The sequence below is a fragment of the Hymenobacter edaphi genome (assembly GCF_003258365.1).
In the GTDB taxonomy this organism is placed as follows: Bacteria; Bacteroidota; Bacteroidia; order Cytophagales; family Hymenobacteraceae; genus Solirubrum; species Solirubrum edaphi.
Genome location: NZ_QHKM01000001.1, coordinates 187,442 through 210,651 on the forward strand (window position 1 = coordinate 187,442; position 23,210 = coordinate 210,651).

General features: G+C 66.6%; 21 protein-coding genes. 1 reads left to right on the top strand and 20 read right to left on the bottom strand.

Annotated elements, in window-relative coordinates; all coding sequences use genetic code 11:
• Nucleotides 1–40: 40 nt before the first annotated feature.
• From lysA to DLM85_RS00610, 3 genes are all read right to left on the bottom strand, one after another.
• On the bottom strand, nucleotides 41–1,192 hold the full coding sequence (gene lysA / locus DLM85_RS00600; protein WP_111476134.1) for a diaminopimelate decarboxylase: 1,152 nt from the start codon (nucleotides 1,190–1,192) through the stop codon (nucleotides 41–43).
• Nucleotides 1,193–1,321: 129 nt separating this feature from the next.
• Nucleotides 1,322–2,659, bottom strand: coding sequence for an aspartate kinase (locus DLM85_RS00605; RefSeq protein ID WP_111476135.1), 1,338 nt, complete (start codon nucleotides 2,657–2,659; stop codon nucleotides 1,322–1,324).
• A 493-nt stretch (nucleotides 2,660–3,152) separates the two neighbouring features.
• Entirely contained in the window at nucleotides 3,153–3,971 is an 819-nt protein-coding gene (locus DLM85_RS00610) for a TraB/GumN family protein (protein ID WP_111476136.1), read from the bottom strand.
• A 361-nt stretch (nucleotides 3,972–4,332) separates the two neighbouring features.
• On the opposite strand from DLM85_RS00610, the gene DLM85_RS00615 reads away from it, so the two are divergent.
• Complete coding sequence (locus tag DLM85_RS00615; protein WP_165821955.1) at nucleotides 4,333–5,199, top strand: DUF2911 domain-containing protein; 867 nt, start codon at nucleotides 4,333–4,335, stop codon at nucleotides 5,197–5,199.
• A gap of 85 nt (nucleotides 5,200–5,284) precedes the next feature.
• On the opposite strand, the gene DLM85_RS00620 is transcribed toward DLM85_RS00615, so the two are convergent.
• The 17 genes from DLM85_RS00620 to DLM85_RS00695 all read right to left on the bottom strand — a co-directional run bounded on the left by DLM85_RS00620 (nucleotide 5,285) and on the right by DLM85_RS00695 (nucleotide 22,948).
• Nucleotides 5,285–7,393: a glycoside hydrolase family 97 protein gene (locus DLM85_RS00620; RefSeq protein WP_111476138.1), complete on the bottom strand. Its 2,109-nt coding sequence runs from the start codon at nucleotides 7,391–7,393 to the stop codon at nucleotides 5,285–5,287.
• A 124-nt stretch (nucleotides 7,394–7,517) separates the two neighbouring features.
• Entirely contained in the window at nucleotides 7,518–7,895 is a 378-nt protein-coding gene (locus DLM85_RS00625; protein ID WP_111476139.1) for a DUF5958 family protein, read from the bottom strand.
• Between the two features lie 35 nt (nucleotides 7,896–7,930).
• Nucleotides 7,931–8,383 carry a GNAT family N-acetyltransferase gene (locus DLM85_RS00630; RefSeq protein WP_111476140.1) on the bottom strand — a complete coding sequence of 151 codons (453 nt, stop codon included), beginning with the start codon at nucleotides 8,381–8,383 and terminating at the stop codon, nucleotides 7,931–7,933.
• A gap of 10 nt (nucleotides 8,384–8,393) precedes the next feature.
• The gene (locus DLM85_RS00635; protein WP_111476141.1) at nucleotides 8,394–10,088 is read right to left on the bottom strand and encodes a T9SS type A sorting domain-containing protein; all 1,695 of its coding nucleotides are present in this window, start codon (nucleotides 10,086–10,088) and stop codon (nucleotides 8,394–8,396) included.
• Nucleotides 10,089–10,167: 79 nt separating this feature from the next.
• Entirely contained in the window at nucleotides 10,168–10,704 is a 537-nt protein-coding gene (locus tag DLM85_RS00640) for a hypothetical protein (protein WP_111476142.1), read from the bottom strand.
• A 137-nt stretch (nucleotides 10,705–10,841) separates the two neighbouring features.
• Nucleotides 10,842–11,024: a hypothetical protein gene (locus tag DLM85_RS00645; RefSeq protein WP_111476143.1), complete on the bottom strand. Its 183-nt coding sequence runs from the start codon at nucleotides 11,022–11,024 to the stop codon at nucleotides 10,842–10,844.
• A gap of 82 nt (nucleotides 11,025–11,106) precedes the next feature.
• Entirely contained in the window at nucleotides 11,107–11,457 is a 351-nt protein-coding gene (locus DLM85_RS00650) for a hypothetical protein (RefSeq protein WP_111476144.1), read from the bottom strand.
• 83 nt (nucleotides 11,458–11,540) lie between these two features.
• Nucleotides 11,541–12,308, bottom strand: coding sequence for a slipin family protein (locus DLM85_RS00655; protein WP_111476145.1), 768 nt, complete (start codon nucleotides 12,306–12,308; stop codon nucleotides 11,541–11,543).
• A gap of 191 nt (nucleotides 12,309–12,499) precedes the next feature.
• On the bottom strand, nucleotides 12,500–13,432 hold the full coding sequence (locus tag DLM85_RS24855) for a restriction system modified-DNA reader domain-containing protein (RefSeq protein ID WP_133256810.1): 933 nt from the start codon (nucleotides 13,430–13,432) through the stop codon (nucleotides 12,500–12,502).
• Between the two features lie 27 nt (nucleotides 13,433–13,459).
• Nucleotides 13,460–14,815, bottom strand: coding sequence for a M28 family metallopeptidase (locus DLM85_RS00660; protein ID WP_111476146.1), 1,356 nt, complete (start codon nucleotides 14,813–14,815; stop codon nucleotides 13,460–13,462).
• Nucleotides 14,816–14,880: 65 nt separating this feature from the next.
• Entirely contained in the window at nucleotides 14,881–16,110 is a 1,230-nt protein-coding gene (locus DLM85_RS00665) for a beta-ketoacyl synthase N-terminal-like domain-containing protein (protein ID WP_111476147.1), read from the bottom strand.
• Nucleotides 16,103–17,434: an adenosylmethionine--8-amino-7-oxononanoate transaminase gene (bioA, locus tag DLM85_RS00670; protein ID WP_111476148.1), complete on the bottom strand. Its 1,332-nt coding sequence runs from the start codon at nucleotides 17,432–17,434 to the stop codon at nucleotides 16,103–16,105. The genes DLM85_RS00665 and bioA overlap by 8 nt, the downstream gene beginning before the upstream one ends.
• A gap of 231 nt (nucleotides 17,435–17,665) precedes the next feature.
• Nucleotides 17,666–18,346, bottom strand: coding sequence for a dethiobiotin synthase (gene bioD, locus DLM85_RS00675; RefSeq protein WP_243635830.1), 681 nt, complete (start codon nucleotides 18,344–18,346; stop codon nucleotides 17,666–17,668).
• On the bottom strand, nucleotides 18,330–19,493 hold the full coding sequence (locus tag DLM85_RS00680) for an aminotransferase class I/II-fold pyridoxal phosphate-dependent enzyme (protein WP_111476150.1): 1,164 nt from the start codon (nucleotides 19,491–19,493) through the stop codon (nucleotides 18,330–18,332). Before DLM85_RS00680 ends, bioD begins: the two co-directional genes overlap by 17 nt.
• A 39-nt stretch (nucleotides 19,494–19,532) precedes the next feature.
• Nucleotides 19,533–19,799, bottom strand: a complete 267-nt coding sequence (locus DLM85_RS00685; RefSeq protein WP_111476151.1) for a hypothetical protein — start codon at nucleotides 19,797–19,799, stop codon at nucleotides 19,533–19,535.
• Nucleotides 19,800–19,948: 149 nt separating this feature from the next.
• On the bottom strand, nucleotides 19,949–20,941 hold the full coding sequence (bioB, locus tag DLM85_RS00690; RefSeq protein ID WP_111476152.1) for a biotin synthase BioB: 993 nt from the start codon (nucleotides 20,939–20,941) through the stop codon (nucleotides 19,949–19,951).
• 252 nt (nucleotides 20,942–21,193) lie between these two features.
• Nucleotides 21,194–22,948 (bottom strand): T9SS type A sorting domain-containing protein, encoded by a 1,755-nt coding sequence (locus tag DLM85_RS00695; protein WP_111476153.1) that lies wholly within the window; start codon nucleotides 22,946–22,948, stop codon nucleotides 21,194–21,196.
• Between the last annotated feature and the right edge of the window lie 262 nt (nucleotides 22,949–23,210).

Below are 23,210 nucleotides of genomic sequence, written 5' to 3' on the forward strand. Positions count from 1 at the left end.
GCTCTGCCAAGAGCCCCGGGCCGGTTGGCGTTGTGGCGGTTCAGGCTCCGCCGAGGTACACCGCCGCCGCCTTGTCGCGCAGGTTGTAGCCGGAGGACATCACCTCGCCGTAGGCCCCGGCCGTGCGCAGCACCACCACGTCGCCGCGGCGGGTTTCGGGCAGGGCCACCTGCCGCCCGAACGTGTCCGACGACTCGCAGATGGGGCCCACCACGTCGTACAGCCGCTCCGGGCCCGGGCTGGTGAGGTTTTCGATGCGGTGGTAGCTCTGGTAGAGCGCGGGCCGGATCAGCTCGGTCATGCCCGCGTCGAGAATGGCGAAGCGCGTCTGCTGGCTTTCCTTCACGTAGAGCACCCGGCTGACCAGCGTGCCGCACTGCGCCACCAGGGCCCGGCCCAGCTCCACGTGCACCTGCTGGCCCGGCCGCCGCTGCAGCAGCCGCCCGAAGATGCCGAAGTACCGCGCGAAATCGGGCACCAGGTGCGCATCGGGCGCCTGGTAATCCACGCCCAGGCCGCCGCCCACGTTCAGGTGCGGCAGCCGGGTGCCGCGGTGCTCAAACCACTGCTGCAGCTCGTTGACGCGCCCGGCCAGCGTTTCGAACACCGACAGGTCGGTAATCTGGGAGCCGATGTGCACGTGCAGACCCACCAGCTCCACGTTCGGCAGCCGTTCGAGTAGCTCCATTACCTGCGGCAGATCGGTCATGTTGATGCCGAACTTGTTGGCTTCCAGACCAGTGGTGATGTAGTGGTGGGTGCGCGCGTCCACGTTCGGGTTCAGGCGCAGGGCCACCCGGGCGCGGCGGCCCCGGGCCCCGGCCAGCTCGTCGACGATGGCCAGCTCGGGCGCCGACTCCACGTTGAAGCACCAGATGTCCGCATCGAGGGCGCGGATGATTTCGGCGTCGGACTTGCCCACGCCGGCGAAGACGACGTGGTCGGGCGCAAAGCCCGAGTCGAGGGCGCGCTGCACCTCGTTGCCGCTCACGCAGTCGGCCCCGAAGCCGTGCTGCTGCACCAGCGCCAGAATGGGCGCGTTGGAGTTGGCTTTCAGGGCGTAATGCACCTGAATGTCGTGGGCCTGGGCGGCCGCGCGGGCGGCCTCCAGCGTGCGGTTCAGCAGGCCGAGGTCGTAGAGGTAGAAGGGCGTGGGCCGGGTCGAAAGGTCAGCCGGAAGTTGCAGGGGCATAGGAAGAAGAACTGTAGCGCGGGCTTTAGCCCGCGTCCGTGGGATAGTAATGTCAATTGTCAGGAATTACTATCTGGGCCACGCGGGCTGAACCGGAGGAAGGCGTAGCCAAGCCCGCGCCACATGGAGCTACGGCGTGACCGTGGCGCGACGAAACAGGCCGTCGTTCAGCGCCAGCAGGGCGCGCTGCTTGTCGGTGGTATTGATGAGGATGCTGATGTTGTTGGGCGAGCCGCCGTAGCTGATCATGCGCAGGGGCACGTCGCGCAGCGTGTCGAACACCTGCCCGGCGGCGCCGTGGTGCTCTTGCACCAGGTTGCCCACCAAACACACGATGCTCAGGTCAGTATCCACTTCCACCGTGCCGAAGCGGCGCAGCTCCGCCAGAATTGCCGGCAGGTGCGCGTCGTCGTCGATGGTCAGGGATACGGCCACCTCGGAGGTGGTCACCATGTCAATGGGCGTGCGGAACCGCTCGAACACGTCGAAAATGCTGCGCAAAAAACCGTAGGCCAGCAGCATGCGGCTGCTCTTGACGCGGATGGCCGTCAGCCCGTCCTTGGCCGCCACGGCCTTGATGGCCTCGTCGCCGGTGCGGGCCGAAATCAGCGTGCCGGGCGCCTCGGGCTGCATGGTATTGAGCAGGCGCACCGGAATGCCGTGCTCCCGGGCCGGCAGCACCGAGCTGGGGTGCAGAATCTTGGCCCCGAAATACGCCAGCTCGGCCGCCTCGTCGAACGACAGCTCGCGGATGGGGTAGGTACCGGGCACCACGCGCGGGTCGTTGTTGTGCAGCCCGTCGATGTCGGTCCAGATCTGGATTTCCGAGGCCCCGGCCGCCGCCCCGATCAGCGAAGCGGAGTAGTCGGAGCCGCCGCGCTTGAGGTTGTCGATGCCCCCGCCCACGTTGCGGCAGATGTAGCCCTGGGTGATAAACAGCTCGGCATCCGGATACTGGGCCAGCTGCCGGGCCAGGTGCTCCCGGATGTAAGCCGCGTCGGGTTCCTCGTCGGCATCGAGGCGCATAAATTCCAGCGCGGGCAGCAGCACGGCCCGCTCGCCGCGGATGCGCGTGAGGTAGAGGTGAAACAGCCGGGTGCTCAGCAGCTCGCCCTGGGCCAGAATCACCTTCTCGCCGGTGGCCGACAGCGGCTGGCGCGTCAGGCCAAAAATGCTCTTGAACGACTCGTCGACCAGCTTCAGGCCCTCGGCGGCCACGGCCTCCTCGGGCAGCAGCTCCCGGGCCACGATGTGGTAGTGCTGGCGCAGCACCTCGATCTGCAGCGAGCCGGCCGTGGTGTCGCCCTCGTAGAGCAGCTTGGCAATGTTGACCAGCGCGTTGGTGGTGCCCGACATGGCCGACAGCACCACGATGCGCGGCTCGGTGGGGGCCTGAATCAGCCCGGCCACGGCCCGCATCCGCTCGGCCGTCCCGACGGATGTGCCGCCGAACTTGAGAACTTTCATGGAATCAGTGAAAGTGAGAGGTCAGAAAGCGCAGCCGCCGACGCGGGCGGCTGCAGGATGAAACGCAACAAAAAAGCGCCGGTTCTCGGGAGAGGACCGGCGCGGCTATTTGGGAAAGTCGGGGAGGACGAGTAACCAGGCGACGACGGTCAGCTGCGGGGGTGTTTCACCCGTTTAGCGCCCTTGCGTTTCTTGCTCACCGGGCACACGCCGCCCTTGGCCGACTTCGTCGGGCCAGCGGCGGGGGAGGTGAAAAAACGCGGAGTCAGGACCATCGTGCGTTGGTTGGCAGGGCCGTTGGCGCAGAAAGCGCCGGCATTGCGGCCGCAAGTACGGACATAATTTGGCAAAAGCCAGCCCCGGCGGCGGGCTTTTTTCGGCAGCGGGAGTCCAGGGCCCGGCAGCGGCGGCCGGCGCGTGGCGGGGCCCGCCAGTGAAAGTGGTCGGGCGCCGGCCGGCGCGGGTGGGGAGTGCCGCGGCCATTGCGCGGGCGCTACGAGCCCGGTCCCAGCTGGTAATACTCGTGCAGGCGGAAACCCTCGGCCGCGGCGTGCGGGGCCAGCTCGCGCAGCAGGTAGTACTTGTGCGCGTGGCCCACCAGCACCACCACGCGCCGGGGCCGCAGCCGGGCCAAGTGCTGGCGAATGTGCCGGGCCATGGCCTGGTTGCGCTGGTCCCAGAAGTCGGCGTAGAGGCGGCAAAAGGCTTGGTACTCGCTCAGCTCGGGCCGGGCCGCCACCACGTCGCCCAGCTGCTGAAACTGATAGTGCTGCCGCCGCTCGGCCAGGGCGTACACCGCCGGCTGGTTGATGACGGCGGGCGGCTGCTGGTTGTAGCGGGTCAGCGAGTCGGTGAGGGCGTAGTAGCGGTCGAGGATGGTGCCCTGCGCGGGCGTGAGCTGGCGGCTTTGGTAGAGCGCGTCGAGCCGGGCCAGCACTTCGCCGGGCCGGGTGAGCAGCTGGTGGCGGCGGTGAAACTCGTTGCGGCCCTCGATGTCGAAGGGGCGCAGGCGCACGGCGGGGTGCTGGCGGCGGTAGCGGGCCACGCCCAGGTCCTCGTTTTCGCGGCCGGGCGTTTTCAGCTCGAAGGCCGGGGTGAAGAAGCTGCTGTCCAGTTCCACCAGAATCAGCTCGGGCTGCACCCGGGCCAGAATGGCGGCCACCGAGTCGGGGTTGAACAGCCGCGTGGGCCGGTGCACCGTGCCCACGATGACCAGCTCGGTGGCCGGGGCGGCCAGCCGGGGGGCGGGGCTGCCGAGCAGCGGCGCGGCCAGCAGCAGGACCGGTAGGCGGAAACGAGCGAAACAGAACACGAAAAAAAGCTACGGCGGCGCGGCCGCAACGTGCCGCCAAGGAGGAAGGTACGGCCGTTGTCGGTTTTTCGCCGGGCGCTGCCGGGCGGCCCGCGCGGCGGCGGGCGCTGAGCCGGAAAATAAATTCACTGACTATCAGCTGGCTTCGGTGAATAATGCAAGCCGGCGCCCAGGTCCGGGGCCGGAGCCGACAATAAAAACCGGGCTCGTGCGTTGCTTGCCGCGGTCGGCCCCGTCGGCCGCGGGGCCCCGCGCCCGCCCGGCTGGCGTCACAATACAATTCCGGCCGGAGCGGCTCCGCCCCGCCGGAATGGGCCGATGTTTGCGGGAAGTGCTCCTTGGTTCCCACCGTCTCCGTCGCATGAAAACACTCCCGACTCTCGCTCTTGCGGGCTGCCTTTGTTGGCTGTCCGCCCCCGCCCTGCAGGCCCAGCAGCTGCGCCTGCCCGCCATGAGCCCCACCGTGCGCCTGCACGAGGACTTTTCCACCTCCTTTATTGAGCTGACCTACGCCCGCCCCTCCAAGCGCGGCCGGGAGGTGTTCGGCAAGCTGGTGCCCCACGGCGAGGTGTGGCGCACCGGGGCCAATTCGTCCACCCGCATCCGCTTCGGCGAGGACGTGAAGTTCGGCGGGCAGCACGTGCCGGCCGGCACCTACGCCCTCTTCACCATTCCCGACCCGAAGGAGTGGACGTTTATCCTGAACAAGGACACCTCGCAGTGGGGTGCCTACGACTACCGCCCCGAGCAGGATTTGCTGCGCGTGACGGCCAAGCCGCGCACCTCCAACACCGCCCTGGAAAGCTTCTCGCTGGGCCTGGAAAACCTGCAGCCCGAAGCCGCCGAGCTGACGCTGCGCTGGGACAAAGTGCGGGTGAGCGTGCCCATCGTGGCCGACCCCGACGCGCGCATCATGGCCCAGATCCAGGAGGCCATGAAGGGCGACAAAAAACCCTACTTCGCCGCCGCCCAGTACTACTACAGCACCAACAAGGACCTCAACCAGGCCATCAGCTGGCTCGACGAGGCCATTCGGCAGCAGCCGAGCTACTACGGCTACTACTGGAAGGGCAAGATGCTGCAGAAAGCCGAGCGCAAAACCGAAGCCGCCGAGGCCGCCCGGCAGTCGTTGGCCCTGGTCAAAAGCGAGAAGAACGCCCGCACCAAGGACGAATACACCCGCCTGAACGAGCAGCTGCTCAAGGAAGTCGGCGGCAAGCGGAAATAGCGGTGCCGGCCGCAATACAAAAAGCCCCGGCCTGTCGCAGGCCGGGGCTTTTTGTGCGCATGGGCTGGCGGCCGTGCCTGGCGGGTTAGTTGGCGCCCAGCGGCTTCAGGCTCACGGCCGCGCCGCCGCCGGGCGCCAGCGGCAGCTTCAGCGTGGTTTTGCGGTCCACCGTCTGCCGGCGAATCTGGTAGGCTTCGGGGTTTTTGTCCCAGGAAGCGCCTTTCGCGTCGGCGTAGATGATGGCCTGGTACTTCTGGCCGGCGGGCAGGAAGTCGAGCTTCACGGTCTGCTGGCGGGCCTGCTCGTCGGTGATGGCGCCCAGGTACCACTCGCGGCTGCCCTTGGCCTGGCGGGCAATGGTCAGGTACTCGCCGGGCTCGGCCTGCAGAATGCGGGTGTCGTCCCAGTCCACGGCCACGTCCTTGATGAACTGGAAGGCGTCGGGGTGCTGCTCGTAGGCCTCGGGCAGGTCGGCGGCCATCTGCAGGGGCGAGTACATGGTCACGTACAGGGCCAGCTGCTTGGCCAGGGTGGTGTGCACCTGCCGGCCTTTGTTGCGCTCGGGGTTCCAGCTTTCCAGCTGGAGGCGGAAGATGCCGGGGGTGTAGTCCATCGGCCCGCCCATGAGGCGGGTGAAGGGCAGGATGGTTTCGTGCTCGGGCGGGTTGCCCTCACTCCAGGCGTTGAACTCGTTGCCGCGGGCGGCTTCGTTGGCCAGCCAGTTGGGGTAGGTGCGGTGCAGCCCCGTCGGCCGCACCGACTCGTGCATGTCGACCATGATCTGGCGCTGGGCCATGTGCTGGGCGGTGCGGTTGTAGTGGTTCACCATCCACTGCCCGTCGTGGTGCTCCCCGCGCGGGATGATGCGGCCCACGTAGCCGGTTTTCACCGCGTCGTAGCCGTGGGCCTTCATAAAGTCGAGGGCGCGGTCCTGGCGCCGCTCGTAATTGGTGACGGAGCCCGAGGTTTCGTGGTGCATGATGAGCTTGACGCCCTTGGCGGCGGCGTACTGCTGCAGCTCGGCCACGTTGAAATCGGGGTAGGAGGTCACGAAGTCGAACACTTCCTCTTTCCAGTTGCCGGCCCAGTCTTCCCAGCCCACGTTCCAGCCTTCCACCAGCACGCTCTGCAGGCCGTGTTGGGCGGCGAAGTCGATGTAGCGCTTCACGTTGGCGGTGTTGGCGCCGTGGTGGCCGTGGGGCTTCAGCGCCTGCCAGTCGGTGTCGGCCAGCTTGAGGTTGGAGGCGTCGGAGTAGTTCCAGCTCGAGCGGTTCACGTGCATTTCCCACCACACGCCCACAAACTTCTGCGGCCGGATCCAGCTGGTTTCGGGCAGCTGGCTGGGCTCGTTCAGGTTCAGAATCAGCTTGCTGGCTAGAATGGCCGGGGCGTTGTCGGCCACCACCACCGTGCGCCAGGGCGTGTGCTCGGGCGCCTGCAGGTAGGCCGCCGCGCCCGTGGCGCTGGGCACCAGCTGCGCCGTCAGCCCGAAGGTCTGCGGGTTCACGTTGAGCATCATGGCCGGGTAGTTCACCAGCGCCGCCTCGTGGATGTTCACGTACAGCCCGTCGGCCGATTTGAGCATCAAGGGCGTCTGCACCCGCTGCGGGGCCGATTTCTGCTCGATGGCCTTGATGGGGGAGCTGTCCACCTGGCTCAGGCGCGAGGTGGTGTAGGCGTACTCGTTGGAGTCGTAGTCGCCGGGTATCCAGAAGGCTTTGTGGTCGGCCGGCAGGTTGAACTCGGTTTGCTCGCCCGTCACGGTGAAGTACTGCAGGTTGGGCTGGCGCGGCCACTCGTAGCGGAAGCCCAGGCCGTCGTCGAACAGGCGGAAGCGCACCTGCACCTGCCGCTGCTCGGGGCCGGGTTGCTGCAGGGTCACCAGCAGCTCCCGGTAGTGGTTGCGGATGCTCTTCACCTCGCCCCATACCGGCTGCCAGGTGTCGTCGTGCTGCGTGGAGTCGATGCGAACCACCGTCAGGCCCTGCGCGAAACCGGACTGGCCCTGCACCGCCACGCCCAGACGGCTGGGCTTGAGCACCGGGCGGTTGCCGTAGCTGAGCTGGTAGGTCGGCTCGCCGGCGGGGCTGAGGCCGAACTGCAGGGCGAGCTTGTGGGAAGGGGAGTGGAGGCGCTGGGCGAGGCCGGGCAGGGCCAGCAGCGCGGCGGCCAGCGTGAGCAGGGGGCGGGTCATGCCCCGAAAGTACGCGGCTGGTCGGATTTCGCGCGGGCGCTGATGTGCCTGGTGGTCAGATAGTGCTGATAGTGAACGGGTAAAATAATAACGCAAGTAATAATGTCCATTGCCGGCCCCTGGCTTAGGGCAAGGGGGGCAGGTGATGCCAGTCGTGGGAGCAGCCGTGCTGGCAGCAGGTGTGGCGGCGGTGCGTATCGGCAATGCGAAACAGCGTGAGCAGCGCCGCAAACGCGTTGCGCCGCTCATCGGCTCGCAGGATGATGATTTTGGGCAGGGCTACGTGAAAGGGAAAAGCGCGCAGCAGGGCCAGCGGCGTTGCGCCGCGCCTGACGGGCGCGGCATCAATGGCCGCCAGAACCATCCCCGGTGTGGGGTGCGACTGATGCACGTAGAGGTGCAGCTCGCTCATGGCGGCCCGCTGCTCTTCGTCCGTCAGCGCCTCAAACCAATTCAGGCCGGCGGATAAGGGCAATTGGTGCTGGGCAATGCGGTTAAGCATCAGAAAAGCGGCGTCGAACATACCCGTACTGCGCGTTATCCGGGCGGGCCCGACGGCCGCCACTGCTCCGCGCGCAGCTCAAACCGGACCTCCCCGCTGCGGGTGCGCCCTACGTCCTGCCAGCCCTGGCGGCGGTAGAACTCTTCGGCCCGGGTGCCAGGGGCGGTGCTCAGCCACACAGTTTCAGTGGTTTGCCGGAAGTACCAGTCCAGCATCAGCCGGTGCAGCGCCTTGCCGATGCCCTGCCGGTCGAAATCGGGGTGGACGAACAGGGCCCAGATGCTGTGGTCCTGCACATCGGCAATGGCAAAGCCGGCCACCTGCTCGTCGTCCGTTACGGCCACCCAGCCCCGGCCCCGGCGCGTGAGGTAGTCCACGTAGTCGGCGGGCGTCACCAGGGCCGGGTTGCGCAGCACGTTTTCGCGCACGGCCAGGCGCACGCGGCTCATGGCCGGAATGTCGGTTAGCTGGGCGTCGCGGAGCAGCATGCGGCGGGGCTCAGGGCTTGACCCAGGTGCCGCGCAGGGCCTGGCCGGCCACTTCGGTGTGCACCACATAAAGGCCGGCGGCCAGGTCGGCGGCGGGCAGGGGCACGTCGTGCGCCCCGGCGGGCAGGGCCACGGTGCGCTGCTGCACCACGCGCCCGGCCAGGTCGGTAAGGCGCAGGGTGAGCGTCTGGGGCTGGGGCAGCTGCAGGCGCAGCGTGGGGGCGGCGCCGGGGTTGGGGAAGAGCGTGAGGGGGCGGGCAGCGCGGCCGGCGCGGGTGGCCGTGGCGGTGCCCATCAGGCCGCCGCTGCTCAGGTTCTGGGCGTAGATGCCGCGGTCCTGGCGGGCGTCTTCCCACACCGTCACCAGCTGGTTGCCGGCAAAGGGGCTGGTGCTGTAGTTCTGCTTTTCGCTGGCCGAGCCCCCGATCGTGACGGCCCCGCCCGGCCACAGGGGCTGCTGGGTGACGTAGTCGAGCTTGGTGGCTTTGAGCAGGCGGTTGACGGCCGAGCTGTTTTCGGTGTACACCAGCACCAGCCCGTTGCCCACGTCGCGCAGGCCGGTGGCGCTGTAGTAGGCGCTGCTCACCGGCTGCACCACGGCGCCCGTGGCGCCCAGCTGGGCCGCGCCGCTGGTCCGCTCGAAGCGCTGCAGGGCCATGCCGGAGCTGCCCTGGGCCAGGTCGCGCACGTTGATGGCGGCCCACACCTCGTCGCGGTTCCACACCAGCTCCAGCTTGCCGGCGAAGCGCGTGGTGCCGGTGCCCGTTAGCGCCTCGGTGCCCGAGGGGCTCCACAGCGCGCCGGCAGCGTCCACGTGCTGCACGTACGCGTCGCCGAGGGTGGCGTTGGCGGGGTTGCCGGTGTTGAAGAGCACGTAGTAGCCGCCGCGGCCGTCAGCCACCATTTCGGGGAAGAAGGCGAAGCCGATGGGTTTGTCGCTCACGCGCACCGGCGCCGCCCACACGGCCGCGCCGCTGGGAGCCAGCAGGTTGGCGTACATCGTCGACACGCCCAGGCCCGCGCCGGTTTCCTCCACGTAGCTGAGCACCACGTCGTCGACGCCGGTCGGGATGAAGGCGGGGCGGGAGTAGCGCTTCACCGCGTCCTGCACGCGCTGCACGCTGGACCACACGGGCACGCCGGCGGGGGTGAATTTCTGCAGGGCCACCCACTTGGGCACGCCCGCGCCGCTGGCGTTCCAGGCCACCAACACGTTGTTGGTCGTCGTCACCCCGATGGCCGGGGAGAGGCCGCTGGTTGCGTTGGGGTCGAGCAGCGGAATGCCGTTGGCGCCCCAAAGCTGCTGGCCCGTCGGGCTGATTTTGTAGATAACGCACTGCGAAGCGCCCGAGCGAATGTCCTGGAAAGCCACCAGCGCGTTGCCCGCATGGTCGCTTTTGAGGTCGTAGCGGTAGAGGGCGCTGCTCTGGGGCTGGTTGCTGACCAGCAGCCCGGCCGGGCCCCACTGCGGGTTGCCGGCCGCGTCGAGCCGCTGCAGGCGCAGGTCGTAGCCCGCGCCGCGCTGCTCAAACCACGACACGTAGCTGCCGCCCAAGGGATTGGGGGCCAGCAGCGGCGTCACTTCGCTGACGCCGGCCACGTCGCGCACGGGGGTGTTCAGCTGGGCATTGGGCGTCCACTGGGCGGCGGCGGGGCGAGCCAGCAGCGCTGCCGCGAGGCTGCCCAGGAGTAGGAGTACTTTCATAGGGGACACGGATAGGGGGGGCTGCAAGGTATTTGTTTCTAAGTAAGAACAAGTTGTTTTCGCGGCCCGCCCACCCGGCTTAGAGCAGCACTTCCAGCGTGAGGGCGGGCAGCACCAGCAGGCGCCGCCCGGTTTTGCGCATGGTGGCGGCCGCCGCGTCGTACTCGGCCCGGAAGCCGTTGGCCACGAACAGCTGCAGCCCGGTGCGCAGGTGGCGGTGAAAGCGCACGTTGGCCCCGAAGCCGCCGCCCACGTTCACGTCGGGCAGGGTGCCGCGGCCGCCGCGCTGCTGCCAGTGGTAGCGCGAATAAAGGCCGCCCACCCCAAGCAGTGGCTCCACGGCTTTCAGGTGGGTGGGCAGGTAGTAGGTCAGCAGCCCGAGGGCGGCCGTGCTATGCTCGCCGGGAATGGTGCCGTCGGACTGGCGCACGGCGGCCACCTTCAGCGCCCACGGCCCGCCGGCCCGCACCTCGCCCAGCAGCCCCACCGTGCGGTACGAGCCGAGCACGCCCCCGGCCACGCGGTAGGGGGGCGGCGAATCGGGGGCGGCAGCGGGCGTCTGGGCCGCGGCGGGCAGCGCCAGCAGGGGGCTTGCCAGCAGAAGTAGCAGCTTCATGGCAGATAGGTCGAGTGGTAATAAAGCCGAAGATAACCGCGCCCGGCCGGGCACCACAAGGGCCGGCCGGGCAACTCCTGGAATCGAGAGGTAACGAATCAGGTAAAACGTTTAGCGCTGCAACGGCCCGGGCCAGGCTATCGGCCCATCACCTCGGGTGGGTGGCGGAAGGCCGTGACGAGCAGCAGCGTGGCCACCGGGCCCAGCAGGAGCGACAACAGAAACCAGTTGAGCCCGCTGCGGCCCTTGCTTTGGGCCAGCCCGGCGTTCAGCAGGGCCAGCGTGCCCCAGCCGAGGGTTTGTTCTTGATGGTATTGCATGGGTGAGGAAGTAGATTGGGAAAGTTGGAAGAAACGGGGCACTGGAGCAGGCGGCGGGGCCGGGACAAATCGGAGGCTCGTTTTAGCGGCCCTCGTTGAGCAGCCGTACCACGGCGGCCGGGTCGCGCACTTCGATGATGAGCTGGTCGTAGTCTTCGTGTTCCAGCTCGATGATGACGGCCTGGTGCTCGTCGTGCACGTCCCAGAAGATGCGGCGGCCGTCCTTGAAGTAGGTGCCGGCCGTGAGCAGGCCGGGCACGTGGGTGCCGGGCATGCGCCAGCCCTTCCACCAGCCGCCCAGCGCGGCGGCATCCTGGCGGGCCGAGCGGATGTGCGCGGCCGGAATCTGGAGCTGGCTTTTGAAGGCCCAGAGCTTGTGCAGGCCCTGCACGTCGAACGTGAACATATCAGCCTGGCGGGTTACGTTGACCATCGGGGAGGTGGTGATTTAGTGACTTAGTGATTGAATGGGGGAAACGGGCGGCAAACGCCCAGCCTACCTATCCGTCAAGGTGCTTACTGAGCGGCCGGCGGGCTGGCCATTTGCGAAAAGGCGCGGGCAGCATTGGTGAAGTCGGAGGGCACGAGCACCACGGTGGTGGTATTGTTGTCGATACCGATTTCCGAGAGCATCTGCATGCGGCGCAGCTCCAGGGCCATCGGGCTGCCTTCCATTTGCCGGGCGCCCTGGGTGAGCTTCTCGGAGGCTTCCAGCTCGGCCTCGGCCTTGATGAGGCGGGCGCGCTTTTCGCGGATGGCTTCGGCCTCGCGGGCCATGGCGCGCTGCATGGAGCCCGGAATTTCCACGTCCTTGATTTCCACCATCTCAATCTTCACGCCCCAGGGCTCGGTGGCCTGGTCCACCAGCTGCTGCAGGGTGCGGTTGATCTGCTCCCGCGACTTGAGCACCTCGTCGAGCTGGTGCTGCCCGATGATGTTGCGCAGGGCCGTGACGGAGAGCTGGTACACCGCCTGGTTGAAGTTAGCCACCTTAATGACCGCGTCGGCCGGGTTTACCACCCGAAACCAGAGCACCGCGTTGACTTTGATGGTCACCGAGTCCTTGGTGATGGTTTCCTGCTGCTCCAGGTCCACCGTCTTGGTGCGCATGTCGATGGTCTGCTGCCGGTCGATGAAGGGAATGATCCAGTACAAGCCGGGCCCGCGCACGCCGATGAAGCGGCCCAGGCGGAAGACAATGGCCCGCTCGTACTCCTGCGCGATGCGCAGGCCTAGGAGCAGAAAGACGGCAATAATGCTGAAGGTGATAAGGAAGTCCGACATGGCTGGGGCGTCCGCTGAAACAGGCGGGCAGCATTCCGTAGCACCCGGCGTGCCAGTAGCGGGTTTGTGGTAAATGTTTAGGGCAAAACCACCATCACGGGGCAGGAGAGGCATTTTTCGCTAATAGCTTACTGGTGCAAAAAAGCCAACCCTACCAAAATGGTAGGGTTGGCTTTTCCATTCCGACGGGCTTAACTAGCAGGCATCAACATAAGCTTCTCTCGTAAGTCATACAGACTGATGCCTTCAGCAGTTCTCCAAGAGGTCCAGCCATTGACTGTTTGTCTATCACTGCCTGCATCCTTTATTCCTGCTAAGGCAGCGTAACTAGGACTGCTGAACAGTTGTCCTAGAATCGAAAGTGACCCATCCTCATGAACAATCGCCTCATACTTTTTCTGTATGCCGTTTTTGGGTTTATAATACATGATAAGTGGGTCGTTTACTTTTAAGAAGCCTGCTGCTATTAGATCTGAAAGCTCAATATTGCTCTTAGTAAAATGAGTGTTGTTTTTAGGTTTTTCAGGTTCTGTTGTATCTACTGTTGGTTTAAATTCTTCAGGAAACTCAAAAATTATGTTAGACGAGTTGCCTAGCTCAATATATTTGTTTACTAACCATAATTTTACCTTGTATTTCTGCTGTTTTGCCCAATCTCTCAGGTCATTCGGAATATGATCTATTGGAATTCCGATGATTGGATCAGTTTCAAGAATATCTCTAATTACCTTTCTGGCATCTACTGAAGATATACTTAGGTTGTTAAATTTTTCTTTGATAGAGGAGTTGGAATTATAAACATCAATAGCAACTTCCTCTAATTTTCTTTTAGTGGTAGTCTGTTGAGAAGCTACAAGCTGCTTTGAAACTTGTTTGGCAATGTGGTTCCATACATCATGATGTCCTAATTCGGCTTCTACTATATACCATTGCTTTTGATTGATGTCAATAGCAAATCCGTCAGGGATTGTGCCAGAGCCATCAGCTGTTTTGATTAGTGTTTTGGGTAGATAGAACGAATCTGGGCCAAAAAGATATTCGTAATTATTTACTACCACCGTCTCCAACTCCGCTTCGTTGTTGAACGGAGTTTTGATAAACTTCTTTTCTTGAAAGATCAACATTACCTTTTGTTTTAAAGCTTAAAAATCTCACCGCACCGGCCGCGGAATCACCGGCAGGCTCTCGTGGCCCTGGGCATCCACCGCGGCCACGCCGAAGATGTAGTTGTCCTTGCTGTGGGGCAGATCGGCCGTGAGGCCTGGCGCCGGGAAGCGCTGCTGCCACACCGGCGAGGACGTTTCGCGCATGAGCACCACGTAGCCGGCGGGCTTGGGGCCGGTGGCGGGGGCTTCCCACTTGAGCTGGGTGCGGTTGGTGAGGCCGGCGGTGAGCACGCCCACGTTTTGCGGGGCGGCCGGGGACAGGGCCAGGCCGGCCAGGGTAGCCAGGTTCACGCCGGTGTTCTTGCGCAGGTACTCGTAGTCGACGAACTCGGGCAGGTCGCCGTACTGCCGGCCGGCTTCGGTGCGCAGGTCCTGGTGCTGGTGGGTGAAGTCCTCGTTCATCTCCGAGAAGCGGATGGCCGCGTAGCCCTGCTGGTTGAAGGGCGTATGGTCGCCGCCGCGCAAGAACCGGTCGGGGCGGTACTCCAGCTCCACTTTGTGGCCCGGCACGTACTGCTCGCCGGCCTGCTTGGCGTAGCGGGCCAGCTGGCGGGAAGGGGAGTCGTTTTCGCTGCTGAGCTGGCGGCGCAGCTGGGCCTGCTCGGGCGTTTCGTTGGCGGGCACGCCTTCGCTGAACACGCGCACGCGGCCCGCGTCGTGCAGGTCCGGGTCGTGGCCGTGGGAGTTGCCCACGATGTCGTTGTTGAGCATGCCCACCACGTTCCAGTTCAGCGCCTTAGCCTTTTTGGCGAGGTAGCCCGAGCCGATCAGGCTCTGCTCTTCGCCCTGCACGGCCACGAACACGATGGTGCACGGAAACCGGCGCGTCGACATCACCCGGGCCAGCTCCATCACCGTAGCTACGCCCGAGCCGTCGTCGTTGGCGCCGGGCGCGTCGGCGGTGCGGTTCATCACGTCGGTCACGCGCGAGTCGAGGTGGCCGCTGACGATGAACACGCGGTTGTCGTTGGGGTCGGTGCCGGGCAGGGTGGCCATCACGTTGGCCATGACGGTTTTCACGTCGACGCGGCGGCCGTCGGGCTTCACCGTGAAGGTATCCTGCTCCACCTTCAGCCGCCCGCCGCTGGCCTTGGCGTACTTGCGAAACTCATCCTCCACCCAGCGCCGGGCCGCCCCGATGCCGCGTTTCTTGTCCTTAGTGTCGGAGAGCGTGTGGCGGGTGCCGAAGCTGACCATTTTGTAGATATCGTCCTTGAGTCGCCCGGCCGACAGCTCACTTACCATCTTCTGGATTTCCGTGTCGGCGGGCGGCGGGGGCAGCTGGGCAGTAGCGGCGAAGGGCAGGGCCAGAACGGCAGCAAGAAGCGCGAAGGATTTCATGGAGCGGAAAGTGAGAATAACGCGGCCTGGCGAACATACGGCATTTTGCCCGACCCGCTGCCGGCTTAGTCCACCCGCCGCACCACGGCGCAGGCCGCGTTGCCCCCGAAGCCCGCCGCATTGACCAGTACCCGCCGAGCGGGCTGGCGGGCCGGGTGCTCGTTCAGCCAGCTGGCGAAGGGCAGGGGCGCGGGCAGCGCCCGGCGCTGCAGCAGGTCCAGCGCCCAGGTCAAGCTCAGCGCCCCCGAAGCCCCTAGCGTATGGCCCAGCAGCCACTTGTTGGAGGTGCAGGCCGGCAAGTCGACCCCGAACACCGCCGCCAGCGCCGCCCGCTCGGCCGCGTCGCCGGCGCGGGTGCCGGGGCTGTGCAGCACGGCCAGGTCGAGGTCCGTCGGGACGAGGCCGGCCAGGTGCAGGGCCTGGCGCATGGCCTGCTGAAAGTGCTGGCCGTCGGGCGTAAGGCCGGTTTTGGTGCCGGTGGCCTCGAAGCCGAAGCCCACGCTTTCCAGCACCAGGTCGCCGGGGCGCAGGGCGGAGGCGGGCACGGCTTCGAGGGCAAACACGGCCGCGCCCTCGCCCAGTACGAAGGTGGACGGGCCGCCGGCGCCGGGGCGGCAGGGAAAGTCGGTGGACGGCAGCGGTGAATAGATGCCCACGGCCTGCATCTGGGCCAGGGTGAAGGCGGTGAGCGGGGCCTCGGTGCCGCCGGCCACGAAGCGCTGCGCCAGGCCGGCGCGCAGCCAGGCCACGGCGTTGCCCAGGGCCTGCAGGGCGGTGCTGCAGGTGCTGCTGTGGCTGATGGCCGCTTGAGCGCCGCCCAAATCGTCGGCCACCCAGCTGGCCACGTTGCCCAGCGTGGTGAGCGGCGAAGCGGCGGGCGCGGCGGCGCCGGTGCGCAGAAACTCGGCGTGAAAGGCTTCGAGCCGCTCAGTGGCCCCGCGCGAGGAACCGACGCTGACGGCCAGCGGCGCTGTTTCGTATGCTGCGGCAGCTTCTGATAGTGGGGCCGCGGCTGAATTGGTCTTAATCGACCAGCCTGCTTGTGCTACGGCATGCCGGGCGGTCAGCAGGGCCAGCAGCACGCTGCGGTCGAGGGCGCGGTAGGCGGGGCGGCTGCGGCGCAGGGCCTCCACGGCGGCTTCGGCGGCGGGCGGCAGGGCGGCTACGGGCAGGTTTGGAGCGTCAGCGGCTGGTACGAATGGGGACGTGGTGCCGGGCGCGGCGAAATCCAACCCCAAAGCCGAGGCGCTGCCCCAGCCGCGGATGACGACGGCCGGCAGGGCGGAATTAGTCATTGAGCGGAAATTCGGGCAAGTGCGTGGCGGCGGGCACACCGGCGGGGCGCAATACCAGCTCGCGCATGGCCCGCAGCACCTCGTACACCAGGGCCAGCTCTTCGTCGCGGATGCAGTAGGGCGGCAGCACGTACACGATGTTGCCGAGCGGGCGCAGCACCACGCCGCGCTGCAGACCCAGGGCGTAAAACTCGTCGCGCAGGCGGCTGAAGTAGGAGGAGCTGCCATCGGCCCCGAACTCTACGGCCAGGATGGTACCCCGCTGGCGCACGGCCCGGATGCCGGGCAGCCCGCGCAGCTCCTCGGCAAACGCGGCGTGGCGGGCTTCGATGCGCGCCCGGTCGGCGGCCGACTCCGGGGTGAGCAGCAGCTCCAGGCTGGCCAGGCCGGCGGCGCAGGCCACGGGGTTGGCGGTGTAGGAGTGGCCGTGGAAGAAGGTGCGGGCCCGGTCCTCGCTCAGAAACGCCTCGTAAATGGCGGCCGTGCAGGTGGTGGCGCCCAGGGCCATGGTGCCGCCGGTCAGGCCCTTCGACAGGCAGAACAGATCGGGCTGCTCCTGCAGAAACTCGGCGGCGAACAGGCGGCCGGTGCGCCCGAAGCCGGTCATCACCTCGTCGGCAATGCAGAGCGCACCGGCCGCGTGGCAGCGGCGGATGAGCGCGTCGAGGGCGGCGGGCTCGTACATCACCATGCCGGCCGTGCCCAGCACCAGCGGCTCGAAGATGAAGGCGGCCACGGCGTGCGTTGTCAGGATGGCATCGAGCTGGGCCAGGGCCTCGGCTTCGCGGCCGGGCACCGGCACGTCGATGTACTGCACGTCGAAGAGCAAGTCGGCAAAAGGTGCGGTGAAGGCCGAGCGCGCACTCACCGCCATGGCCCCGAACGTGTCGCCGTGGTAAGAGTCGCGGAAGGCCACCAGGGTGCGGCGCTCGGGCTGGCCCAGGTGGTAGAAGTACTGCACGGCCATTTTCAGGGCCACTTCGATGGCCGTGGCGCCGTTGTCGGAGTAGAACACCCGGCGCTGGTTGGCGGGCAGCACGCGCAGCAGCCCCTCGGCCAGCTCCACGGCCGGGGCGTGGGTGAAGCCGGCAAACATCACGTGGGCCAGCGTGCCGAGCTGCTCGCTCACGCGCCGGGCAATAGCGGGGTGGGCGTGGCCGTGCAGGTTCACCCACCACGAGGCCACGGCGTCGAGGTAGCGGCGGCCGTCGGCGGCCAGCAGCCAGGCCCCCTCGCCGCCGACCACTGCAATGGGCAGCGGGGCGGTTTGCATCTGGGTGTACGGGTGCCAGAGGACGGCGGCGTCGCGTTCGGCTAAGGTCATGTCGGGGAAGAAAAAGCGAATGAATTGGCAGCGAAGTGCGCTGAAACGGCGGGGCCAAGCCGTCGAAAAGCGCCGGCTAAGCAGCTGTTTTTAGCGGCGCCAGGCGGATGTAGAGACGCATATTTGCGTCTCGTCGCCCGCGCCGCGTGGTGTCGTCATTCAACCGGGATGGTCAACGAGGAGACGCCGGTATGCGCCTCTGCCCCGGGCCGACGGTGCCCAACTCCAGCCTTAGCCGGGGTTGGGGTTGGGCGAAGCGGCCGGCGCGGGCGCGTCGGCGGGCGGCCACTGCACCTGCCGGGCGTAGGCTGCCACCACCTGGGGCGTCAGGGCAGTTTCCTCGCGCAGGCGCAGCAGCACCGGCGCGTCGGTGTAGGCCCGGATGGCGTCTTCCGTGATGGGGTCGTCGGGACCGTTGAAGACCAGCCCGCGCACCCGAATGCCGCGCTGCCGCAGCACTTCCAGGGTGAGCAGGGTGTGGTTGATGGAGCCCAGGTAGTGCCGGCTGACCACCACTACGGCCAGCCCCAGCTGCTGCACCACGTCGGCCACCAGCAGGCCGGGCGCCAGCGGCACCAGCAGCCCGCCCGCGCCCTCCACCACCAGGTGATTGGGCGTGTCGGGCAGCTGAAAGTCAGTGGCCCGGATCAGCACGCCCTCGGCGGCGGCGGCGCGGTGGGGCGAGGCGGCCAGCTGCAGGCGGTGCCGCTCGGGGTGGAAGCTGCTGCCCGGGTGCGTGACGAGGCGGCGCACTTCGTCGAGGTCGGTGTGGGCGAGGCCGCCGGCCTGCACGGGCTTCCAGTAGTCGGCGCCGAGGCGTTGGGTGAGGATGGCGGCGGCCACGGTCTTGCCCACGTCGGTGCCGATGCCGGTGACGAAGAGCTGTTCCGGGCGCTCAGGCCAGCGCTGCACGGAGGGCGGAAACGAGGCCATCGATGTCGGATTCGGAGTTGAAGCTGTGCACGATAATGCGCAGGCACTGCTGCCCGGCGGGTACGGTGGGCGGCACGATGGCGCGCACGTCGAAGCCGGCCTGCTGCACCCGCGCCGCCACCGCCCGCACCTGCGCCGAGCTGAGCTGCGGCAGGCGCAGGGGCTGAATGACGCCCGGCCCGGCCGGGGCTTCGGCGCCGGGCAGGGTGGCCAGCTGCCCGGCCAGGTAGGCGGCCCGGCTTCGGAGCAGCTGCCGCTCGGCGTCTAGGCTGGGCAGCAGCTCATAGGCCGCCTGCAGGGCCGCCACGGTGTAAGCGGGCAGGGCGGTGGTGTAGATGAAAGGCCGGCTGAAGTTCAGCAGGTAGTCGCGCAGCAGGGCCGGGCCCACCACGGCCGCGCCCTGTCCGCCCAGCGCCTTGCCGAAGGTGACGACGCGGGCCAGCACCTGCGCCTGCAGGCCTAGCTCGGCCACCAGCCCGGCGCCCTGCGGTCCGTACACGCCCACGCTGTGCGCCTCATCCACCACCAGGTGCGCGCCGCAATCCTGGCAGATGGCGGCCAGCTCCCGCAGCGGGGCCTGGTCGCCGCCCATCGAGTACACCGCCTCCACGGCCACGAAGACCGACGCTCCGGCCGGGAGCGGCAGGCCGGCGAGGCGGCGGCGCAGGTCGGCCCCGTCGTTGTGGCGGAAGCCGTAGGCCGTAGCGAAGGAGCCGCGGATGCCGTCCTTCACCGAGGCGTGCGAGGCTTCGTCGTAGAGAATCACGTCGGCGCGCTGGGGCACGGCGGCGAAGAAGCCGTGGTTGGCAGCGTAGCCCGAGGTGAAGAGCAGGGCGGCTTCGGCGGCGTGCAGGGCGGCAATCCGGGCCTCCAGCGCTTCGGCCGCAGCCGAATTGCCGGTGAGCAGGCGGGCGCCGGTGCTGCCGAGGCCCGCCTGCTCACCGGCCACCGCCTGCTGCACGGCGGCGCGCAGGGCCGGGTGCCGGCTCAGGCCGAGGTAGTCGTTGGAGGCAAAATCGACCAGCGCGGCCGCCGGCGCGGGCGGCAGGCGGCGGCGGGTGCCGGCCTGCTCGCGCTGCTGCAGCTGCCGGGCCAGGCGGTCGAGGAGGGAAGAAGCTTCGGGCATGGTACATCAGGGCCGCAGCGCGGGCGCCGCGGCAGGGGCTCAGGCCTCGAACCGGCCCGCCGCCAGCCACACCGAGCCGTCCTGGCCGAAGGTGCGGGCCGTGATGATGACCCACTCCGAGTCCACCTCCACCCGGTCGCCGACGGCGGGCAGGGTGCGGTGGCGCTGCCACACCAGGTTCACCGCCGCCCCGATTTTGTCTTCGAGGTCGGTGATGAGTTCCTGGGCCACCAGCGAATCGGGGTGCTGCTGGCGCAGGTGCTCGGCGTAGGCGTGGTCAAGGTTGAGGTCGAAGAGAATATCCACAAGTCTTAGGGGATGAGGGTAAACGGGTAGGAGGGTACGAGTTTGAGTGAATAGGAGTTCGGAAAGTAGCCGGGCTCAGGCGCCTGCAAGCGCCGCAGACCGGACTGCCCAATTACCTCCTCAATTCCTGCCCCCGTACCCTCTGGCCCTTAAACTGCGGCCAGCACGGTGGCGCCTTCGGGCACGTGGTTTTTGAAGGCGGCGCGCGGGGTCAGGCCTAGCAGGGCAAACATTTCCTTGTCGGCGTCGAAGTCGGGGTTAGGCGTGGTCAGCAGCTTTTCGCCGGAGAAGATGGAGTTGGCGCCGGCCAGAAAGCACAGCGCCTGCTCCGTCACCGGCATTTCCTGGCGGCCGGCCGAGAGGCGTACCATCGTGCCGGGCATCAGGATGCGGGCCGTGGCAATCATGCGCAGCATTTCCCACACGCTCACGCGCGGCTGCTCGGCCAGCGGCGTGCCCTCCACCGGCACCAGCGCATTCACCGGCACCGATTCAGGGTGGGCCGGCAGCGTGGCCAGGGTGTGCAGCATCTTCACGCGGTCCTCGTCGGTTTCGCCCAGCCCGATGATGCCGCCCGAGCAGACGGAAATACCGGCCTTGCGCACGTGCTCCAGCGTGTCGAGCCGGTCGTCGTAGGTGCGGGTGGTGATGATGTTCGAGTAGTGGTCTTCGCTGGTGTCGAGGTTGTGGTTGTAGGCGTAGAGGCCAGCCTGCTTGAGGCGCTCGGCTTGGTACTCGTTGAGCATGCCCAGGGTGCAGCACACTTCCAGGCCGAGGTTGTTGACTTCCGTCACCATGCCGAGCACGCGGTCGAAGTCGCGGTTGTCGCGCACTTCGCGCCAGGCGGCGCCCATGCAGAAGCGGGTCGAGCCGGCGTCCTTGGCGCGCTGGGCGGCCGCAATGACCTCCGCGTCGGGCAGTAGTTTGTGGGCCTGCACGCCGGTGTGGTAGCGGGCGGCCTGGGGGCAGTAGGCGCAGTCTTCGGGGCAGCCGCCGGTTTTCACCGAGAGCAGCGTGCACACCTGTACTTCGCCGGTGGTTTGGTGCTGGCGGTGCACTTCGCTGGCCTGGGCTACGAGCTGCAGCACGGGTTGGTGGTAGAGGGCGTGAACTTCGGCCAGCGTCCAGTCGGTACGGAGCATAAAGCGGTGGGAGAGGTTGTGGAGAATAAGGAGCAGCCGTTCGGGGCAACGAAAACGGCCCGCCAACGCCGCAGGGGGCAGCTTTGGCGGGCCGAAGGTAGGAGAGAAGCTTGATTTAGTTTCGCCGCGGCCCCGGAAGCGGCCGGGCAACGCCGCGGCCGCTTCCGGGGCCGCGGGCCGCCGTACTGCCCCAACGCAAAGGCCCTGACGCGTTTGCGCCAGGGCCTTTGCGTTGGGGGAAGAACCCACCGATTACTCGCGGACCACTTTCGTGACGAACTGCTTGGTCTTGGTTCGCACCGTGGCCACGTATATGCCGGGTGCCAGGGAATAAACGCGGGGCAACTCCACGGTGGTGACGCCCGCTACCAGCTGAACGGCCTGGCTCAGGATCATGCGGCCCAGGCGGTCCTGCAGCGTCAGCGTGGCCGGCTCCGTCGCGGCGGCGTTGATGCGCAGCTTCAGGTTGTCGCGGAACGGGTTCGGAAAGGCTTCCATCACCAGCTCCTTGTCGCCCGATACCCAGAGCGCAACCAGCGGCGACATGGTTTCGGTGCCGTCGTGGTCTACCTGGCGCAGGCGGTAGTACAGCAGGGCCTGGCCGTAGCGGCCAACGCGCTCATCCACAAACTGGTAGTCGGAGCGGCCCAGCGAATTGCCGCGGCCCGCCACCTGCCCCACCGGCTGAAAACGGTGCCCGTCGGTGCTGACCTCGACCAGGAAGTGGCTGTTGTTGTGCTCCGTGGCCGTGGACCAGCGCAGCAGCGCGTCGGCCCCGCGGCCCTGGGCCGTGAAGTGCAGCAGCTCCACGGGCAGCGGGTTGCTGACGTTGCTCACCGTCCAGCGGGAAAACGAAGGCGCATTTACCGTGATGGAGCGCGTGGCCGACGCATTGGCTTCGCCGCCCACCGGCCGCCAGGGGTCGGCTGCCGTTTCCTGCTTCCAGACCCGGGCCTGCGTAAACGTGAGCCCGTTGTCATTGTCCGCCACCCAGTTGAAGGTCACGGGAACCGGCGCAGTCGGCTGCGTCGTCGGCGTAATTTCCCAAATCTGGTCGATGCCCTTGATCAGGCCGCTGGCCGGATTGGTGCCGTAGCTCACGCCCGCGCTTTGCAGGCCGGCGGTCCGTTTCACCGTCACCGTGCCCAGGGGGCTGGTGGCATTGATAGTCACCCCGTTGCCGAAGCTGGTCATGCCGCTGACGTTGTTGGCCTGCGTTATCAGGTTGCCTTTCACGTAGCGGCCGGCAGTTTCGCCCGTAACCGATGCGCCCACTGCCATCGTAATGGCCGACGTCGCCGACGTTTGCACCATGCCGCGGGTAAACGCGAGCAGCGAGCTGATGGTCAGGTCGTTGTTGACGACAACCGCGCCGGCGGACTTGTCAATCGTGAGCTTTGCCAGCGCCGCGCCGTTGGTGACCAGGGTCTGGTTGCCGCTGCCGTTGAGTACCAGGCCGCCCGACCCCAGGCCCGTCGTGTTGGTGGCATAATTAACATTGCCGGCAACCGTTGCCGAAGGCACATTCAGGGTCCCGTTAACCGTCAAATCACCGCTTACACTCAACGCTCCGTTGGTGCTAAGCGAGGCACCACTAGCTACGCTCAGCGAAGTGCAGTTGATAGCGCCGGTGGCGTAAAGGGAGGTGCTGCTGGTTACCGTCAGGGAACCGCAGGTGATGGTGGACGCCGCGTACGGAGCCGGAGGATAATAGTAGACCGGCTGCCAGTAGGTGCTGTAGCAGGTGCGGCGGTTTGGCCACGAGCCGCAGCTGTAGCTCGTGGTGTAGTAGTAGCCGCGGTCCTGATAGGGCTGGGGCGAAACGACCACGGCCGTATTGCTGCCGGGCACCACGCCCGTGTTCCAGTTCTGGGGGTTGTGCCAATCCGACGAAACATTGCCGGTCCAGTAGGTTTGGGCCTGGGCGGTGCTCAGGCCCAGCAGCAGGAATGCCAGGAGGCCGACCAAGCGGCGTGTGAGCAGCTTGCCAGGTAAAAATGGACTCATCAAGGAGGGGTATTAGGGCAAAAAGGAATGGTCCGTACGCCGGGCACAACCACCCTCTTACCTGCCCAGCATCAAGATGTAGTGCTGGAGAAAACAGGGTGGACGGAAAAGTGCAGGACGCGGTTCGTATAGTAAAAGTAAAACATTAGGACTGTGTATTACAATAATATCTTTATTTTAATAATAAAAATATAACATTTTATAATAAAAGTCATAAACATTTTGCCGAAAGCATCGTCAGCGCAAATGGCTGGTTTGCGGC